Annotated in this window: 12 protein-coding genes; 9 read left to right on the forward strand and 3 right to left on the reverse strand. The window is 56.3% G+C overall.

The genetic code is table 11. From position 1 onward, the window contains the following. Positions 1-89: 89 nt before the first annotated feature. Positions 90-2,327 carry a winged helix-turn-helix domain-containing protein gene (locus tag BDD14_RS22475; protein ID WP_165420200.1) on the reverse strand — a complete coding sequence of 746 codons (2,238 nt, stop codon included), beginning with the start codon at positions 2,325-2,327 and terminating at the stop codon, positions 90-92. A 125-nt stretch (positions 2,328-2,452) separates the two neighbouring features. On the opposite strand from BDD14_RS22475, the gene BDD14_RS22480 reads away from it, so the two are divergent. The 3 genes from BDD14_RS22480 (at position 2,453) to BDD14_RS22490 (ending at position 4,706) form a co-directional block, all read left to right on the forward strand. Beyond that, entirely contained in the window at positions 2,453-3,367 is a 915-nt protein-coding gene (locus tag BDD14_RS22480) for a retropepsin-like aspartic protease (protein ID WP_130421414.1), read from the forward strand. 218 nt (positions 3,368-3,585) lie between these two features. Further along, positions 3,586-4,206 (forward strand): tyrosine-type recombinase/integrase, encoded by a 621-nt coding sequence (locus BDD14_RS22485; RefSeq protein ID WP_207231801.1) that lies wholly within the window; start codon positions 3,586-3,588, stop codon positions 4,204-4,206. A 137-nt stretch (positions 4,207-4,343) separates the two neighbouring features. Further along, entirely contained in the window at positions 4,344-4,706 is a 363-nt protein-coding gene (locus tag BDD14_RS22490; protein WP_130421416.1) for a hypothetical protein, read from the forward strand. A 238-nt stretch (positions 4,707-4,944) separates the two neighbouring features. On the opposite strand, the gene BDD14_RS22495 is transcribed toward BDD14_RS22490, so the two are convergent. Then, on the reverse strand, positions 4,945-5,433 hold the full coding sequence (locus tag BDD14_RS22495) for a metal-dependent transcriptional regulator (protein ID WP_242618133.1): 489 nt from the start codon (positions 5,431-5,433) through the stop codon (positions 4,945-4,947). Positions 5,434-5,582: 149 nt separating this feature from the next. Here BDD14_RS22495 and BDD14_RS22500 point away from each other — a divergent pair, with 149 nt between their 5' ends. Beyond that, complete coding sequence (locus tag BDD14_RS22500; RefSeq protein WP_242618134.1) at positions 5,583-8,069, forward strand: TonB-dependent receptor; 2,487 nt, start codon at positions 5,583-5,585, stop codon at positions 8,067-8,069. 622 nt (positions 8,070-8,691) lie between these two features. Here BDD14_RS22500 and BDD14_RS22505 read toward each other — a convergent pair. After that, the gene (locus BDD14_RS22505) at positions 8,692-9,303 is read right to left on the reverse strand and encodes an IS6 family transposase (RefSeq protein ID WP_130421422.1); all 612 of its coding nucleotides are present in this window, start codon (positions 9,301-9,303) and stop codon (positions 8,692-8,694) included. A 467-nt stretch (positions 9,304-9,770) separates the two neighbouring features. Here BDD14_RS22505 and BDD14_RS22510 point away from each other — a divergent pair, with 467 nt between their 5' ends. The 5 genes from BDD14_RS22510 to BDD14_RS22530 are packed head-to-tail and all read left to right on the forward strand — an operon-like array spanning position 9,771 to position 16,556. After that, positions 9,771-11,294, forward strand: a complete 1,524-nt coding sequence (locus tag BDD14_RS22510) for a B12-binding domain-containing radical SAM protein (protein WP_130421424.1) — start codon at positions 9,771-9,773, stop codon at positions 11,292-11,294. Then, entirely contained in the window at positions 11,288-12,787 is a 1,500-nt protein-coding gene (locus BDD14_RS22515) for a B12-binding domain-containing radical SAM protein (protein WP_130421426.1), read from the forward strand. The genes BDD14_RS22510 and BDD14_RS22515 overlap by 7 nt, the downstream gene beginning before the upstream one ends. 24 nt (positions 12,788-12,811) lie before the next feature. After that, on the forward strand, positions 12,812-14,311 hold the full coding sequence (locus BDD14_RS22520) for a B12-binding domain-containing radical SAM protein (protein WP_165420201.1): 1,500 nt from the start codon (positions 12,812-12,814) through the stop codon (positions 14,309-14,311). Then, complete coding sequence (locus tag BDD14_RS22525) at positions 14,311-15,720, forward strand: B12-binding domain-containing radical SAM protein (protein ID WP_130421428.1); 1,410 nt, start codon at positions 14,311-14,313, stop codon at positions 15,718-15,720. The genes BDD14_RS22520 and BDD14_RS22525 overlap by 1 nt, the downstream gene beginning before the upstream one ends. Before the next feature lie 2 nt (positions 15,721-15,722). Continuing rightward, positions 15,723-16,556, forward strand: coding sequence for a class I SAM-dependent methyltransferase (locus BDD14_RS22530; RefSeq protein ID WP_165420202.1), 834 nt, complete (start codon positions 15,723-15,725; stop codon positions 16,554-16,556). The last annotated feature ends 2 nt before the right edge of the window (positions 16,557-16,558 follow it).

Genomic DNA, 16,558 nt, shown 5'->3' on the forward strand with positions numbered 1-16,558 from the left:
GACGAGGCTGTTTGAGGGTGGCAGATCCGGAGTTCGCGAAATCGCCAGGTGCGCCGTTCAAAAGCGAAGCGATGGACCGGGATTCGAGGTCAGTTCATCAGCACCGTCAGGGGAGCGGCTCCGACAGATGGCATCGAGTTGATCAGGAAGCGGCTGCCATCGGGGGAGACGGCATATTGGAACAGTACGAGACGCGGTCCGATGATTCGCGTTTGGAAGAGGACATGGGGAACACCTGCCACGGGCTCGTCATGCGAGGTGTCGATTGCTACCGCCATAAGCTTTTTATCCATGGAGATATAGAAGAGTTCTTTTCCATCCGCACGCCAGCGCGCTTGTAAGCCGCCATGATTGGATATCTGGATTCGTCGGCCGGAGCCGGGGAAACGACCTACATACACTTCAGGGTCTCCAGAGCCCGACGACCCAAATCCGGAGAAGGCGATCCATCTCCCATCGGGAGAAAACTGGGCTTCCGCACCCGTTGCGTAGGCTGTCTGCGAATGGTTCCTGAGGTCAAGAACCTCCAGCTCCGGCGCAACAACGTTCTGAAAATTCATGTACACGAGAAAACGCCCGTCGGCCGACCAGTCGTTGAGAGCCAGACGATCGGACGCCACCAGTCGCTCCAATTTTCCGGAACCATCGGTAGCCGCAACGTCGATGTACTTAGAAGTTCTGTCATGATTGGCTGCATAAGCCACCCTTTTGCCGTCAGGGGAGAAAACCGGCAAACTATCTTTCCCTCCCTCTGAGACGCGGGTACTTGTACCTCTGGCGAAATCGTAAATATGGATGTATCGCTTGCCGTTGTGTTCCTCGTCGGAGGAGACTGCGAGCAGAGCGCCATCGCGGGAGAGAGCAGGATCGCGATAGCCGGTTCTGGGTAGTTCTTCGAGTTCTTTACCGGAACGGTCAAACCATGCGAGCCGGGAGAGGCTTTCAGTTGCCGACTGGAAGACGACCACACCGTTGTCCGAAACCGAGAATCCGGTACGGGAAAAGGCCGGGGCCTCTTCCAGTTCCTGTCGCGAGACAACTTCCGGCCGACCCGTAAGCTGCAGCCGTTTGAGATCGAACGACTGCGCCATGAGGCTGCTATTGCGGACGTAGTAGAGGCGCGAGGACGCGAACTGAGTATTGCCGATGATCTCGGAAGAGATCAATTTGCTTTCCTGCGTACTGAGAGACCCGACATAGATTCCCTGCTTCTGAGCGGGCTTCGAGCTCCCGCGAAGGAAATATAGAAAGTGGTCTCCATCCGGAAGAGCGGACGGCCAAATTATCGGGGCGTTCGGCGCGTTGCCCTTCGTGACGAGCTGCGTTTCACCACCCGAGGCTGATACCTTGAGTATCGAGTTGGAGCCGATGTCGCTGGGCCCATTAGATCCACCGAAAGCGAAGATGATCGTGCCTCGATCGTTCCATGCCCCGCCAAAGCCACCGGGTGCGTCGCACAGGACCTGGACGGCACCGCTGCTCGGATCAACGCTCTTCAGCTTGGACGCCTGGAAGAAGCCCACCTGACGACTATCCGGTGACCAGAACGGCAACGTGGCGCCTTCGGTACCAGTCAATTGCTGCGCAGCTCCAGAGGCCAGGGACCGGATCCACAAGGCGGTGCCACCATCCTGTGCGACAGCCACGAAGGCGAGCCGCCGGCCGTCAGGCGAGATAGCGAAATTGTGGGGGACGAATGAAGTAGAGGGCGGCGGAAGTAAGGAAAGGCGAAGATTCCGGCTCTCCGCCGGCTGTATGCTGCGCCAATGGGCAACTCCGAGCCAGGTCAACAGGGCGATACACAGAGCCGCCACTCCCCACGCAAATTGTTCCCGGCGGCGCGGCGCCGGTTCAGACGCCTTTGTGAGGCCCACTTCTCCGGAGATCCACTTCAGCTCTCTCGACAAATCTCGCGCGCTTTGCACAGGTGTCTCGACAAAATCAGCCTCGCTCAGGCCAATCGCCTTGTCGGTCGCTTGCAGATCTCCCAAGGCGATTTCAGAAACCTCAACCTTGCACACGAACCGGTATCCGACCGTGGCCACGGTTTCGATGAAACGCGGCTCGTTGACGTCGTCGCCCAGCAGGCGGCGCAGCAGCCAGATGCAACGCGTAAGGGAACCCTCTGTAACGGCGGTATCTCCCCAGACGGAATTCAGCAGTTCTTCCTTCGAGATCACCTTTTGGGGGGTACGCAGCAATAGCAAGAGGACGCGAAACGCCTTCGGCTCGACCGCCAACACCTTGCCCGCCTTGGTGAGCGAGAACTCCCGCTCGCGAACCTCAACGTCGGAGAAGCGGAAGACAAAGGACTTATTCCCCATCATAAATTCACAATCCGGACCTAAGAAATTCCTGATCCGTGTCGAGAAACTGATAACAAGCCCATCAAGACCAAGGAGAACCATGCGCCCAGAGTGTCTTCAGCCAGCCCGGCTGAGGAGCTCTCACAATGTCCAACTTCAAGTGGTTCGCTTCCTTCGTTCTGGCCGCAACCATCGTCCCGGCCTTTTACGCAGAACCGCATTGCCCCGGAAATGTCGCCAGTGTACCCTTCCGTCTTGTAAACCGCTACCAGATGATCGTGGCGGTATCCGTAAACCATTCCGGCCCCTACAACTTTCTGCTGGACACCGGCACTCAGATGACGATGGTTGATCCCGCCTTGGCTGCTGAGCTCCATCTGAATACTCAGGGCTCGGCCGGGGTAGCAGGAGTCGGATTTCTTACATCCGCTCCCTTCGCGCAACTCGACCTGCTCGAAGTCGGCTCCCATGCCGTCGCCAACCAGAAGGTACTCGTGTTTGACTTCCAGAATTCCCATCCCGTCGATCTCCACCTTTTTCGCGGTGTCCTCGGCGAGGATTTTCTCGGCGAATTCGATATGTTGATCGACAATGCTCACAACCTGCTCTGTCTCGACGACTCATCTGCCATGGCCGCCGACGTAAAAGGACCGCATATCCGACTGGTGGCACTGGCTCGGGCGGCTAACGGCATGCCGGCGCTCAGGTCGCTCATCATCGCGGCTCGTCTATCTGACGGGACGCGACCCGTTCGCCTAAAGCTTGACTCCGGCACGAACGTCTCTTTCCTGTTCTACACGGCTCGATATATGCCGCTGGAACTATTACAAAGGACCTCGTTGCTTGGAGGCGGTTTTGATAGAGCACAACGTCCAGTTTCGACCATGCCGCTGCAGGACTTGCAGATCGGCTCTCTTGGATTCCCCAGGGTGTCCTTCTTCACATACGCAGACTCCTCAGAAGGAGTCTCCCGCGCTTACGATGGACTCCTGACGTTGGGGATCTTCCGGCGCGTCTTCATCTGCCACACCCATCACTTTGCTGTCTTTGAGCCGTGGTAGGACGGAAGTATTCGATGTTCGATTCTGGTGAATGAATTACGAGCTGTGATTTCGCCACCTACAAGCGAAGTCAAATTAAAGCTAGGCCTGATCTCAAGTGATGAGAACAGGCGTGGGTGTTGAAAAACTCGACATCGCGGAAAATCAGGACAAATCCGGGGATAGAAAATGTCCAGACGATCCGAGAAAGTCGTTTATAGGGCATCCTTATCCGGCAAGTGAAAGGTGCCAAGCGCCTCGGTATTCGACTCGGCAACTGGTTGACGTCCACGCAGGGAAGAGAGCTGCTTGGCGTTCCCGACTGGGCTTCAGTAAAAGGCAAAAGGAACTACGCGATGTTGGCCGCGCTCCTGGGCTGCGGTCTACGTCGATCGGAACTCACTCGGCTCACCGTAAGCCATCTTCAGCAACGAGACGGCCCCTGGGCGATCGTCGACCTGTTCGGAAAGGGCGGGCACGTCCGTACCGTTCCCGTCCCGGCCTGGGTGAAGGTGGCTATTGACTCATGGCTTGCTATCGCCGGTATCGACACTGGAATCATCTTCCGCTGTGTCAGCAGGACCGGCCACGTTTGGGGTAACCGCCTCAGTGAGAAAGCGGTCTGGTGGGTCGTTCGTGAATACGCGAAACTCGTGGGCATTGATAATCTGGCGCCTCACGACTTGCGCAGGACTGCGCACGGCTGTGTCATTCCGCAGGAGGGGAACTTGAACAAATCCAGTTTTTGCTCGGCCACCGGTCTGTGGAAACTACAGAACGATACCTGGGTTCGCGGCAGAGATTGGTGCAGGCAGTCAACGAGCACCTCGGGATCGAACCGCCAGGCGACTCATAAGTGACTTTTCCGGCATATCCGGAAGTGCTACCGCTTGCTTGCACCGCGACTAAGCGCCGGGACGGGGATATCAGAATGGCCGTTGCAATGCAGAAGCTAGAGAGCGCCGAAAGCGATAGAATGCGGGCGGGAGACCCAGAAATGGCCAACTCACCGGACTCGGCAGCTCAAAACGTCATCCCGATGTACGAACTAAAGTGGTCTCATGCCGAGAAGACAGTTGCTCGCAGAGCCTTCGACCTGGCGCTTGGCAAAGAATTGGAAGCTCTCCTCCACGAAGCTAAAGGCCGAGCCGCGAGGATCGAGGAACCGTCGGAGCTGTGGGATTTGGAAAGCTGGCTGACGGAACGTCGGCGGGAGATTGACCGAAGGTATGACTACCATTACTCCATCCTTCCACTCGTGTTTGCCCAACTACTTCGCGACGGCCGCCTAACCGAAGACGATTTGCACGGGCTTGGACAGGAGAAACTCGACCTTATTCGCAGAGCCTCGGCCATCTGAAAGACGGCTCGTGACGCGAGGGACAGGCAGATGAACGACGCATAGCCCATCGCTCGTGCGCAGGTGGCGGTATCGAAAAACGCAGTGTGCCAGGGCCTCCACGAACTTGCCGAGAAGGCGACTTTGCGGGAGCTTTGGAATTACTTCCTACAAGCGGACTTCTAAGGACTAATCTGGGCCTTCGACGATGGTTGCGTATCGACTAGCGCTTCTGCTGTTTCTCTAAAGCTCGTGCTCATTAGAGACCGCACCTACATGTCACGCCATGCGATGGTGGCATGGATCCGTCCAACGCCGGGATGCAGTGGCCGTGCGGATCAGTTGTGGGGTTGCCCAGCTTGGCCGCGACCCGCTCTTCGAATGACTCGGAGATAAAGTGCTCTAATCGTTCCGCTTCGTCGTGCAGTTCTTTTATTGGGTAATTCAGCACCTCGAAGAGGAAGGTTTCGATGAGTCGGTGATGACGGACAATCTCGAGCGCTCGTCTTCGACCCGCACTTGAGAGCCGCACGCCCGAACCTCGCTTGTAATCTACCAGGGATTTGGGTTCGCCCGAGAGCTTCTGCATCATGTTCGTCACAGAGGCAGGTGCAACACGCAGGCGACTAGCCAGTTCTGACCCACCTACCCATCTCCGCTCATCCCCACCCAGCGAGTAGATGGCCTTGAGGTAGTCGTCTACCGATTCCGTATTCCTATCCCAGTGCGTGCGCTTCGTCTTTTTCAAGCGAAATATTCCTCCTACCCAAATTTAGGGTACACTAATTAAAGATTATGTATACCTAAACAGTGAGCGCTCGCAAAACCACTTCCGTCTTCCTAGCTTTCCTCGTTATCGCGGCCTTGCTCTGTGCTTCATCCGCTGCGCAGAATGGCGTGTCAGCTGGCCTTTCGGGCGTTGTGGTCGATATCAGCGGCGCAGCCGTGCCGGGCGCGAAGCTAGTCCTGACGTACGTCAGAAGCGGTGCGGAGAGAAGACAGGTCTCGGGTCCGGAGGGAGAGTTCGTGTTCCTGCGGCTCAGTACCGGAGACTACCGTCTGCAGGTGGAATCTGCTGGGTTTGCTGCTAGCCAGAAGGCAATCTCCTACCAGGGCGCGGAGATCCGCCTCATCGTTCCTCTCACCGCCGCAGCAAGCTCCGAAGTAACGGTCTCCGGGACGGACTACGTCGAGGAAACGACTACACCCGCACATGTCCTCATCACACCGGACGAGATCGACCGCATGCCGTCCCAGAGCGTGAGTTCACCCTTCAGTTCGCTGATTACGATGACCGCGCCTGGCGTCTCCGCTGATTCGAACGGCTCCTTTCATCCTCTTGGTGATCACGCCGAATCGTCCTTCTCTGTGGATGGCCAACCTATCACGGATCAGCTGAGCCGCACCTTCTCTACGCAGCCCTCTCTCAACACGCTGCAATCGGTCGAGATCCGGGAAGGCGCGCCGGGTGCGGATGTGGGAGATAAAACCAGCATGGTCATTGTGGCGCAGACGCGATCCGGACTGGATCAGCGCAGACCTGCTGGAAGCATCCATCTTGGCCGTGGAACCTTTGCGACTTCGAACGTCAGCGCCAACCTCGGATTCGGCAGCGAGCGTTTCGGCTCGTTCAGCGCGGTGGATGCGGTAAACAGTGCCCGTTTTCTGGATACGCCAGAAACCATAAATCTTCACGCAAACGGCAATGCTGAGAACATATTCGAGCGCCTGGATTACCGCCTCACGGATAAGACGAGTCTGCAGCTCAACGCCAGTCTCAGTCACTCGTGGTTCCAGACACCGAACACCTTCGACCAGCAGGCGCTCAGTCAGAATCAGCGGCAAACCATCATCAGTTTCAATATCGCTCCACAGGTGATCCATACCTTCAACTCCCGTGCGTTCGGGCGAACCAATCTCTGGCTGCGGCAGGACAAGATTCGCTACCGGCCTTCGGACAATATCTTTTCCGATACACCCGCCTATCTGGAACAGGCTCGTCGTCTGACCAATGCAGGAATACGGCCAGAGTTCACCTACGTTCATAGACGCCATAACGTGAACGTGGGGGGAGAGTTCAAGCACACGTTCCTGGCCGAGCAGTTTGCGACCGGACTTACTTCTCCGACCTACAACAGCCCTTGCCTCGACCAGGAGGGGGCTCCTTCGGCCAACACATCCGTTCGAGATCCTTCGCAGTGTTCCACGATCGGACTCGCGCCCAATTCAGCCTACCTGCCGGGTCTTCTATCTCTCGATCTGACTCGCGGCGGCACCATCTATTCCTTCCGCGGCAAAACGGATATTAAGCAGTTCGCGTTGTTTGGACAGGACTTCATTCGATATGGGGATTTTCAATTCAAGCTGGGCCTGCGGTATGACAAGTACAACGGCCTGGTAGGGACGCACGGTCTTCAACCACGAGTCGGTCTCACCTACAGCATGCCGCGACTCCATACGACGTTGCGTGGTGACTACTCCAGGGTGTTCCTGACGCCTTATAACGAGAACCTGATCGTCGCCAGTTCGAACGGCCCCGGGTCGCCTTCTGCTTCATTGGGGGCAGCTGACTCGCATATATTGAGCACCGCGAATCGCAACCAATTCAACGTCGGCTTCACCACTGCCCTCAAACGCATTTCTTTCAGCGGCGAATATCTCTGGAAGTTCACCTACGGGGCGTACGACTTTGATGTGTTGCTCAACAGCCCGCTCACATTTCCGACGCAGTTTCAAAAGTCAAAGATCGATGGCGGTCTGGTTCGGATCACTCTCCTGCCATCCCATGGCCTCGGCGGATTCTTCACTGTGAGCCACACGCGCTCCCGTCTGTTCGGACCTCAGACGGGTGGCGTCAGCTTCAGCGCACCCTACAGCGATGTCGTAAGGCCAGATCATGACCAAGGTTTGTCGATGAACCTCAACCTGCGCTATCAGTTCGGGAAACGCGGACCATGGATCGACGCCTCGTACCGGTACGACGGTGGCCTGGTCTCCGTCGCTACACCGGATATAGCGACCGCTCTCCGGCTGACAGGAGACGAGCAGCAGCAGATGGGTCTGTATTGCGGGAACACCTTCGCGACCGTATCGGCGCCCCTCCGCTCCTGCGACGGACCGATCCGTGCCACGCGTATCCGTATCCCGGCTCCTGGAACCTATGATGCCGACAGGAACCCGGCTCGCGTTGCTGTTCGGAACACCGTCGATCTCGCGGTCGGCGAGGACAACCTAATCTCCCATGAGAATCAGAGCATTGGCATTCGGGTCGAGGTGGTGAACCTCAACAACACCAGCGCGCTCTACAACTATCTCTCGACCTTTTCTGGAACGCACTTCCTTACGCCTCGCGCTGTAACAGCAGGAATACGCTACACATTCTGACTCAGATCGTCACCGCTTCTCGATTTCGCGACCAGCCGTTCGATCGTGCCGACCATGCGTGTTCCAACTGCATCAGTAACGGGAAATACGCTTCTCGTCACTTTACTCCCGGTTCGTTCGGCTACTTGTCAATCGCAACGATCTGACTTCGGCCCGTTCCGGACGATGTGGTGTCGGCAAAAGGGGTATAAGGTTCGGTTTGTTTGAATGTAAGTCAGGTCAAGAGCACGAGGTGTTGCAAACGCCGAACTCAGCGATGAGGCTGATTCAGAACGACCTCGGAGGCTCCTCAGAGACGATATGAATTACATCGGACTGGACATTCACAAGAAGACGATCAGCTATTGCGTGAAGGACGCGGGCAGTCAGATCCATCGGGAAGGCAAAAATCGGATCGACGCGTTGCGAACTGGACAGTTGGATCAAGACACTTCCCCAACCTCGCATGATCGCTATGGTAGCGACGATCTTCACCGGGTGGATTTACGATCACCTGCTTCCGCATGCGGAAAATGCGGCTCTGTTGCATTAACTGGCGCAGACGCAACTCGCTCGTACAGATGCTGCAGATCAGGCAGCAACATCGAACAGCTTGTTGATGAATTGAATTTCGCCGGCGACCTTAGGCTTTGCAGAGGAGGCAATGGCGGCGGCGGATCATACGCATAACCTCAAATCCCTTGATGGTGGCCGACGCTGTTCTCATCGTCTGAAAACCGCGGGTAGGACGGATCACCCGCTTGAGACCACCGTGATCTGCCTCAATGATGTTGTTTAGATATTTCGACGTGCGGTGCTTCGTGTCCTGTGGCAACTTGCCTTCGTGCTGCAGCCGGCCAATCGCCTTGGGATAGGAGCCCAGCTTATCGGTTGTGATCGAGTGCGGCGGCCAGTTGTGCATCGTCTTTAGTGCCTTGCCCAGGAAGCGGTGTGCCCCGCGCGCGTTACGGCGGTCCAGCAGCATGAAGTCGATCAACCGGCCATGATTGTCGACGGCGCGGAACAAGTACTTCCACTGTCCACCGACCTTAACATATGTTTCGTCCACTCGCCAGGAGCTCGAGCGGTAGCCTTGATACCAACGGATGCGCTTTTCGAGCTCAGGCGCGTAACGCTGCACCCACCGGAAGATTGTCGAGGCGTCGACCTCAACTCCGCGCTCTTGCATCATCTCCGCGAGATCGCGATATGTGATGCCGTACTTGCAATACCACCGCACGCATACCAGGATGATCTCGACCGGAAATCGGCGGCGCTTGAACGGACATCTGCTGGACTCCTCGACTCACCTCTCACCATACACGGCCTTAGTTAATGCAACAGAGCCCCTTTTTCTTGGTGCTTATGTCCTAGTGAGGAGGTCCAGGCATAGACTCGCCACTTTCGAAACTTTCCATCAGTGTCCGAGCCGTGGTCGACCACGGTAAACGAAACAAAGCGGTTGAGACGTTTTCAATGTTCGACTTAGTAACCAAGTTTCTATGGAAGTATCGCAAGATCGCGCCCCAGGAGCCTGCTGTTCGTTGATATCCAACGGGTAGTTCGGTCCGAACTTTTCACCGTATCTCATGTCGAGAGTCGCGATAGACGATCGATCTGGCGATCGATTCACCTTTTCGCCAGCCAGAGACAATCCAATGACAACATTCGAACAATCGCTTGACACGCCCCAAACCCTCAATCGACCACACTGGAGACCTGATGTTGAAACCGATCAGTTCGTCAAGAAAAGTGGTGTTTTTCTTTCCGTCCTTTGCCAGCTCCGAAGCGACAGCCCCACTCGGTATTTTGGCAGTTGCGACGCCGCTGATACGTGCCGGTTATCAGATTACTCTCATTGATTCAACGATTAGCCCAGACTATAAGAAGCGTGTACTCCAAGAGGTCCGCGATGCAGTCTGTCTCGGCATCTCACTTGTCACGGGGCCCATGATTCGTGAGACGGTTGAGATTGCCCGAGCAGTCAAAGAGTGGAACCCGGATTTCCCCATCATTCTTGGCGGGTGGCATCCTTCCTTGCTTCCCGATCAGACCTTGCAGGCTGATTGTGTCGACTACATCGTGCGCGGGCAGGGCGAAGATGCTCTGCTGGAACTGGTTCAGCATCTCGAAACGAGGTCCGCGCCTGACCTAATCCAGGGGATCGGCTTCAAGCGGGACGGCAAGCTCATCCTCACACCGGAGCGGCCGCTGAAGCCTTTGGCAGACATGCCTCCGAAGGCGTACCACATTGCAGACTTCGATGCCTATGAACGTGGCTGCGGCAAGAGATGGGCCATGTACACCTCGAGCCTGGCATGCCCGTTTAACTGTGCCTATTGCACCAACGCAGGTGTCTATGGACGCAAGTGGAACGCCCTGTCTCCCGAACAGTTCGTCGAGGAGACTGTCGATCTCACGAGGCGCTACCGTCTCGAGATGCTCTGGGTGGTCGACGATAACTTTATGGTCGATCTCGACCGTGCGCGCGGCATCGCTGAAGGGCTAGTACGTGCAGGTTCCCAATTCAAGTGGAGCATACAGGCAACGACCAATATGGTTGCGCGCCTCACGCCTGAAGATCTTAAGCTGCTTCGACGCGCAGGACTGCACCAGATATGCCAGGGTGTCGACTCGGGATCGCCCAAGATTTTGCAATTGATGAACAAGACCTTTCAGGACTTCGATCAGATCTACGAGAGCGCTGCTCGCTGCCTTGCTGCCGATATACGGCCATCGTTCAATATCATTTTCGCCTTCCCCGGCGAGGGTGCGAAGGAACGCAGAGAGACGGTCAGCTTCATGATGGATGTCTGCAGGCGCTTTCCTGGAGCCGAATTCTGGACGAATATCTTCACGCCCTATCCCGGTTCCCCCATCTTCCAGCACTGTGCCGAACACGGCATTGAGCCACCCAAAAGCCTCGAGGCTTGGGCCGACTTCTTTCCGCGCTATACCCAACTTCCATGGCTCAAGGGGCGGGACCATGAACGGCTTCAGGTTATGCGTGATTATCTTCGAATTGCCTTCGACAGAATTCCCATTGCGGCCGATAGTCGGGGGCCCATTACCCGAATCGTTCAGAAGTCCATCTCGCTGCCGGCCCGCTGGCGCCTCGATCACGACATTTACAAGTATCCCGTCGAGGTATGGCTGAACAACAAGTTGAAGAAGCGGATGGCCTCCAGCAAGCCTGCAGTCGATGCCAAGAGGCTTGCTAACACACCAGCGGAGGCAGCTTGCTGACACGGGGCAAGGTGGTACTCTTCTACCCGCCATACGACGGGCCGCCACTTGGCGCCCCGCTTTCGTTGTTGTCGTTGGCCGGCACGCTGCGCGAAGCCAATTTTGAGGTAGTTCTCATTGATGCCGCGATTGAATCGCGATATCTGGAACGCATAGCTGTTGAGTGCGAGTCGGCACTCTGTATTGGCATCTCAGTGCTGACAGGTCCTATGATCCGCGGGGCTATAGAAGCGGCCTCGTTCATTAAGAACCACTCACCTGGAGTGTGCGTAATCTTTGGAGGATGGCACCCCACGCTGTGTCCTGAGTCAACCCTGCGCGAACCCTATGTGGACGTCGTCGTGCGCGGACAAGGTGAAGTCACCATCGTCGAACTCGCGACTGCACTCGCTACCAAGCGACCACTGGATCTGATCGCGGGCATCTCCTGGAAGAAGCAGGGCAGGCTGATACAAAACTTCGAACGGCGCGTTCAACCAGTCGACACCTTCGCTCCTCCTGCCTTCGACATGACAGATTTTGACGCGTACGAGCGGGTCTCGGGCAAGCGTGAGTTGGCGTATGCCACGAGCATCGGATGCCCCTATGCCTGCAATTACTGTACCGACATGGTCGTGTACAAGCGCCGGTTCAATGCTTACGCGGCCGAGCATGTCGTCGCAGAGTTGACCGAACTCGTCGCACGCTATCGCATCACGAATGTGGCCCTCCTTGATTCCAACTTTCCCGTGGACTTGAAGCGGGCAATCGCCATCGCGAAGGGCATACGAGACTCCGGTGTGAAGTTCACATGGACCTTCCAGGCATCGACGGATTTCATCTGCCGCATGAGTCAGGAGGAGGTCCAGTTGCTTGCCGACAGCGGGGTAAGCTACATGGGATTTGGGACCGAGTCCACTTCGCAGTCCGTGCTCAAGATGATGAACAAGCGTCACCAGCGCGTGGATGAGATGTACGAGACCGCACGCAAGGCCAATCTCGCCGGCATCCGCATCACTTTTAACCTCATCTTCGGCTACCCCGGAGAAACCGAGGCTGACAGGCTCATCACGTTTAGAACCATGAGCGACATCGGGCGCCAGTTCCGCAATGTCCGCTTCTCGCCGAATATCTTCACACCGTACCCCGGTATCCCTATCTGGCCTCAGCTCCGCGAACTCGGCGTAATCGAGCCACAGACCCTGGAGGATTGGATGGAGATGCCGCTCGGAGCCAACCTGTTGCCATGGCTGCGAGGCCGCGAACTTATGCGTCTCGATCGTATGCTCGCATATTTCCTGCTGCTCGACCAGATGCGTCGTCCGCGGAAGACATCGCTCTTGCAAAAGACCACCAACTTCCTTGTCCAGGCCCCAATTCTCTGGCGCTTGGACTCCAGCTTCTTCTCGTTCCCATGGGAGATCTGGCTTGCAAAGCTCTCGGAGCATATTGTCAAGCGCCGCTCTCTTGTCACCGGCCAGGCTTTGCCTGCGGAGCAAGCCAATGTCTGCTGAAATGCTTTTGCTCGGAGGTGGCCAATGGCGGATGTACTGCTGACGCACTCCTATCATCTTGCCCACGACTCCAAGCAATTTAAGAAGATGCGGCCGTATCCTCCGCTTGGCACGCTTTATGCGGCGACGGCGCTGCGCTCCGCAGGTATCTCGGTCGCCGTGTATGACACAATGTTCGCCGAGCCCGTCACCGGCTTCCAAGCGGCGCTCGAAGAACACAGGCCACAGATCGTCGTAATCTACGAGGATGACTTCAACTTCGTGACCAAGATGTGCCTGACGCACATGCGCGAACTGGCAAGCAAGCTGGCAACCATGGCCCGCCTCGCGGGAATCACCGTGATTGCACACGGATCGGATGCTACAGATCACTCGCGGGAGTATCTGGACAATGGTGTCGATTTTGTTCTGAACGGTGAAGCTGAGCAGAGTCTGACCGATCTTTGTGACGCTCTTTTGCATTCTCGGCATTTGCCGGAGCTGTCCGGGCTTGTGCACTACTCCGCTGTGGATGGGAGCCTGGAGAGCTCGTTGCCTGCGCCGACGAATCCTTCCTGGGCTACTCTGCCACGCGCGGCTAGAGAACTGATCGACCTCGAGCCATACCGGCGTGCGTGGACGCAAGCACATGGATACTTCTCTACAAACATCGTGGCGAGCCGTGGCTGCCCATACCGTTGCGAGTGGTGTGCAAAGCCTATTTCAGGCAACCGCTACCAACTCCGAGCGCCTGAGGAGGTTGCGGAGGAGATTCGTGAACTCAAGACGTTTTTCGGCGTGCAGCATATCTGGTTTGGCGATGACGTATTTGCGTTGGATCGCCATTGGGTAGAAAAGTTTGCGAGCGTCGTCGAGGCCCATGGCGAAGTTGTCCCCTTCAAAATTCAGTCTCGCGCAGACCTGATGAGTGATACCAATGTCTCGGCTCTCAGACGAGCAGGCTGTATCGAAGTATGGATGGGCGTCGAGTCTGGTTCACAGACCATCCTTGACGCGATGAAAAAAGGTCTGAAGCTCTCTGCCGTTCACGCCGCTAGAGAGAGGCTTGCTGCTAATGGCATACGGGCATGCTACTTCCTTCAGTTTGGCTATCCCGGAGAGGGCTGGGCCGAAATCTGCGAGACAGTAAAATTGGTGCGCGATACGCGACCAGATGATATTGGCGTATCTCTCTCCTATCCTCTGCCGGGTACGCGCTTCTTCGAGCGCGTTCAAGCGCAGTTGGGAAGCAAGCGTAATTGGATCGACAGCGACGACCTCTGTACCATCCACATTGCCAGCTACAACGACCCCTTTTACCATGCACTTCGCGATGCATTGCACGCCGAGGTGGCATCATGGCACGCGTCCTCAGGCTCATCCGATGCGGCCGAGTACGAGTCTCTATGGACGCGGGTATACGAAATGGAGCCTGTATGCCGAAACACTAACATCCTGTCTTTGCCTGCCGAATCGTCTCATGGCGATACGCAGAGCGCATTTATGCCACTCGAAGATCTCATCGTGGGGGCTAGGAGATCCTGATGCCGGACTTGCTGCTTACGCACGGTTATTTCCTCTACGAAGACCCCAAAGAGATGCAGATCATGAAGCCGTATGCGCCTCTGGGAATCCTGTATCTCTGTTCACACCTGCGGCAGCAGGGCTTCGATGTCGAGGTCTTCGATACAACTTTCTCGAGCCGCGAGTCGCTTTTTCGCCACCTTCAGACGGAGAAGCCGTCCGTGCTTGGGATCTATGCCAACCTGATGACTCGCGGTAATGTAGTAGAAATTATTCGCGTGGGTCGTGAGGCCGGCTGGCGCATTATCGTCGGAGGACCTGAGCCCGGTGCTTATGCCCAGGAGTTTCTGGAGTCCGGGGCGGAGTTCGTCGTCTTTGGCGAAGGAGAGTCCACGATGCAGGAACTGTTGACAGCCATCCGCGACGGATGCAACAAGTCCAGCAATCAGTGGAAGTCGAAGATCGCGGGTACAGCATATCTCGATGACGAAGGAGTATTTCATCAGAATCCGCCGCGTGCCCAGATCGCCGACCTCGATGCCCAACCTTGGCCCGCCCGTCAAGCGATCGATTTGCACCGTTACGTCGAGACTTGGCGAACCCACCATCAAAAAGGTTCGGTCAACTTCATTACTGCGCGCGGATGTCCCTACAAATGTCGCTGGTGCAGTCATCAGGTCTACGGTCAAACTCACCGGCGTCGGAACCCTATCAAGGTCATAGATGAACTTGAGTGGCTGCTTAAGGAGTACACGCCGGACATTGCCTGGGTGTCAGACGATGTGTTCACGATCAACCATGACTGGCTGCGCAAGTATGCTGAGGAGATGCGTCGGCGTGGACTTCATGTCCCATTCGAATGCATCTCGCGCGCCGACAGGCTCAACGACGAAATGTTCGATCTTCTCGCAGAGCTTGGTTGCTTTCGTATCTGGATCGGTTCTGAGAGTGGATCGCAGCGACTGCTCGATTCCATGGACCGCGGCGTGAAGGTGGAGCAGGTGCAGAAGGCTGTTGAGATGAGCCGCGCGCGCAAGATCCAAAGCGGGATGTTTCTGATGTGGGGCTATGAAGGAGAGGAGATGGAGGACATCGAGGCCACCATCCGTCATGTCAGCAGGGCGAAGCCCGACATCTTTTTCACGACCGTCTCCTATCCAATAAAAGGCACCCCGTATTACCAGCAGGTTCAGAGCAAACTCGTGCAACTGAAGCCATGGGCAGAGACCTCCGATCGCGAGATCAAGATCGCCGGTCGACACTCACGAACTTACTACGCGCATGCCGACAAGTTGCTCCGCGATGAAGTTCAGTTGGCCAAACTAATGGAAAACAAAGCAGAGAATTCATCTTTCCTGCAGGATCTAAGGAGCAGCATACAAGTCTCCCGCGAAGGACTCCTCGCCACACAGAGCGAGGTGGAGGCATGAGCATGGAAAGTACCTATCTTCCACTAGCAGATTGCCCCGGACCGGCCGCAGCCGTAGCCTTCGATCGCATCGCGCAAGACTACGATCAGAGATTTACCGATTCGCTCATTGGGCGAGCGCAACGCGAAGCCGTATGGAAGGTCCTCACGAGAACCTTTCGAACCAACGACAACATTCTCGAACTCAACTGTGGTACGGGCGAAGATGCCATCTTTCTCGCTGGCAATGGCATCTCTGTTTTCGCTCTGGATGCTTCGCGGCAGATGATCGCCCGAGCCCAGCAGCGCCTTCAGCATACTGCGCCTCGACTTCCGGTAGTCTTCTGTGAGTTGCCGACAGAACGCATCGGAGAACTTCGTCCGGAGATGCAATTCGACGGTGCATTTTCAAACTTCTCCGGTTTGAACTGTATCTCCGATCTTCGCGCGGTCGCCTCCTCGCTTGCGAACCTGGTAAAGCAGGATGGCAGGCTGGTTCTGTGCCTTTCAACACGCTTCTGCCTGATCGAAATCCTGTACTACCTCGCGCTCGGACAATGGCGGAAAGCCCTGAGACGCTGCAAAGGCTACACCAAAGTGACCCTCGACGGTGTGGAGTTCGCGGTCTACTACCCGACCATTCGTCAGATACGCCAATCCTTCGCGCCTAATTTCCGCCTGTACTCCTGCACTGGAATTGGAGTAGCTGTGCCGCCCTCCTATCTTGAGACGTGGGCTCGCAACCATCCTCGTATCTTTCCTTTACTTCGCCGTCTGGAAGAACTGCTTGCCACAATGCCTATTTTTCGCAGCACGGGAGACAATGTCCTGCTCTGCTTCGAGAAGGTGTCCAGATGATC

The organism is Edaphobacter modestus (genome assembly GCF_004217555.1).
GTDB lineage: Bacteria > Acidobacteriota > Terriglobia > Terriglobales > Acidobacteriaceae > Edaphobacter > Edaphobacter modestus.

Bases quoted from the DNA above. Each gene is read 5' to 3' on its own strand.
- BDD14_RS22510 (WP_130421424.1), top strand. From the start codon at position 9,771: ATGTTGAAACCGATCAGTTCGTCAAGAAAAGTGGTGTTTTTCTTTCCG.
- BDD14_RS22520 (WP_165420201.1), top strand. From the start codon at position 12,812: ATGGCGGATGTACTGCTGACGCACTCCTATCATCTTGCCCACGACTCC.
- BDD14_RS22525 (WP_130421428.1), top strand. From the start codon at position 14,311: ATGCCGGACTTGCTGCTTACGCACGGTTATTTCCTCTACGAAGACCCC.
- BDD14_RS22475 (WP_165420200.1), bottom strand. From the start codon at position 2,327: ATGATGGGGAATAAGTCCTTTGTCTTCCGCTTCTCCGACGTTGAGGTT.
- BDD14_RS22530 (WP_165420202.1), top strand. From the start codon at position 15,723: ATGGAAAGTACCTATCTTCCACTAGCAGATTGCCCCGGACCGGCCGCA.
- BDD14_RS22480 (WP_130421414.1), top strand. From the start codon at position 2,453: ATGTCCAACTTCAAGTGGTTCGCTTCCTTCGTTCTGGCCGCAACCATC.
- BDD14_RS22490 (WP_130421416.1), top strand. From the start codon at position 4,344: ATGGCCAACTCACCGGACTCGGCAGCTCAAAACGTCATCCCGATGTAC.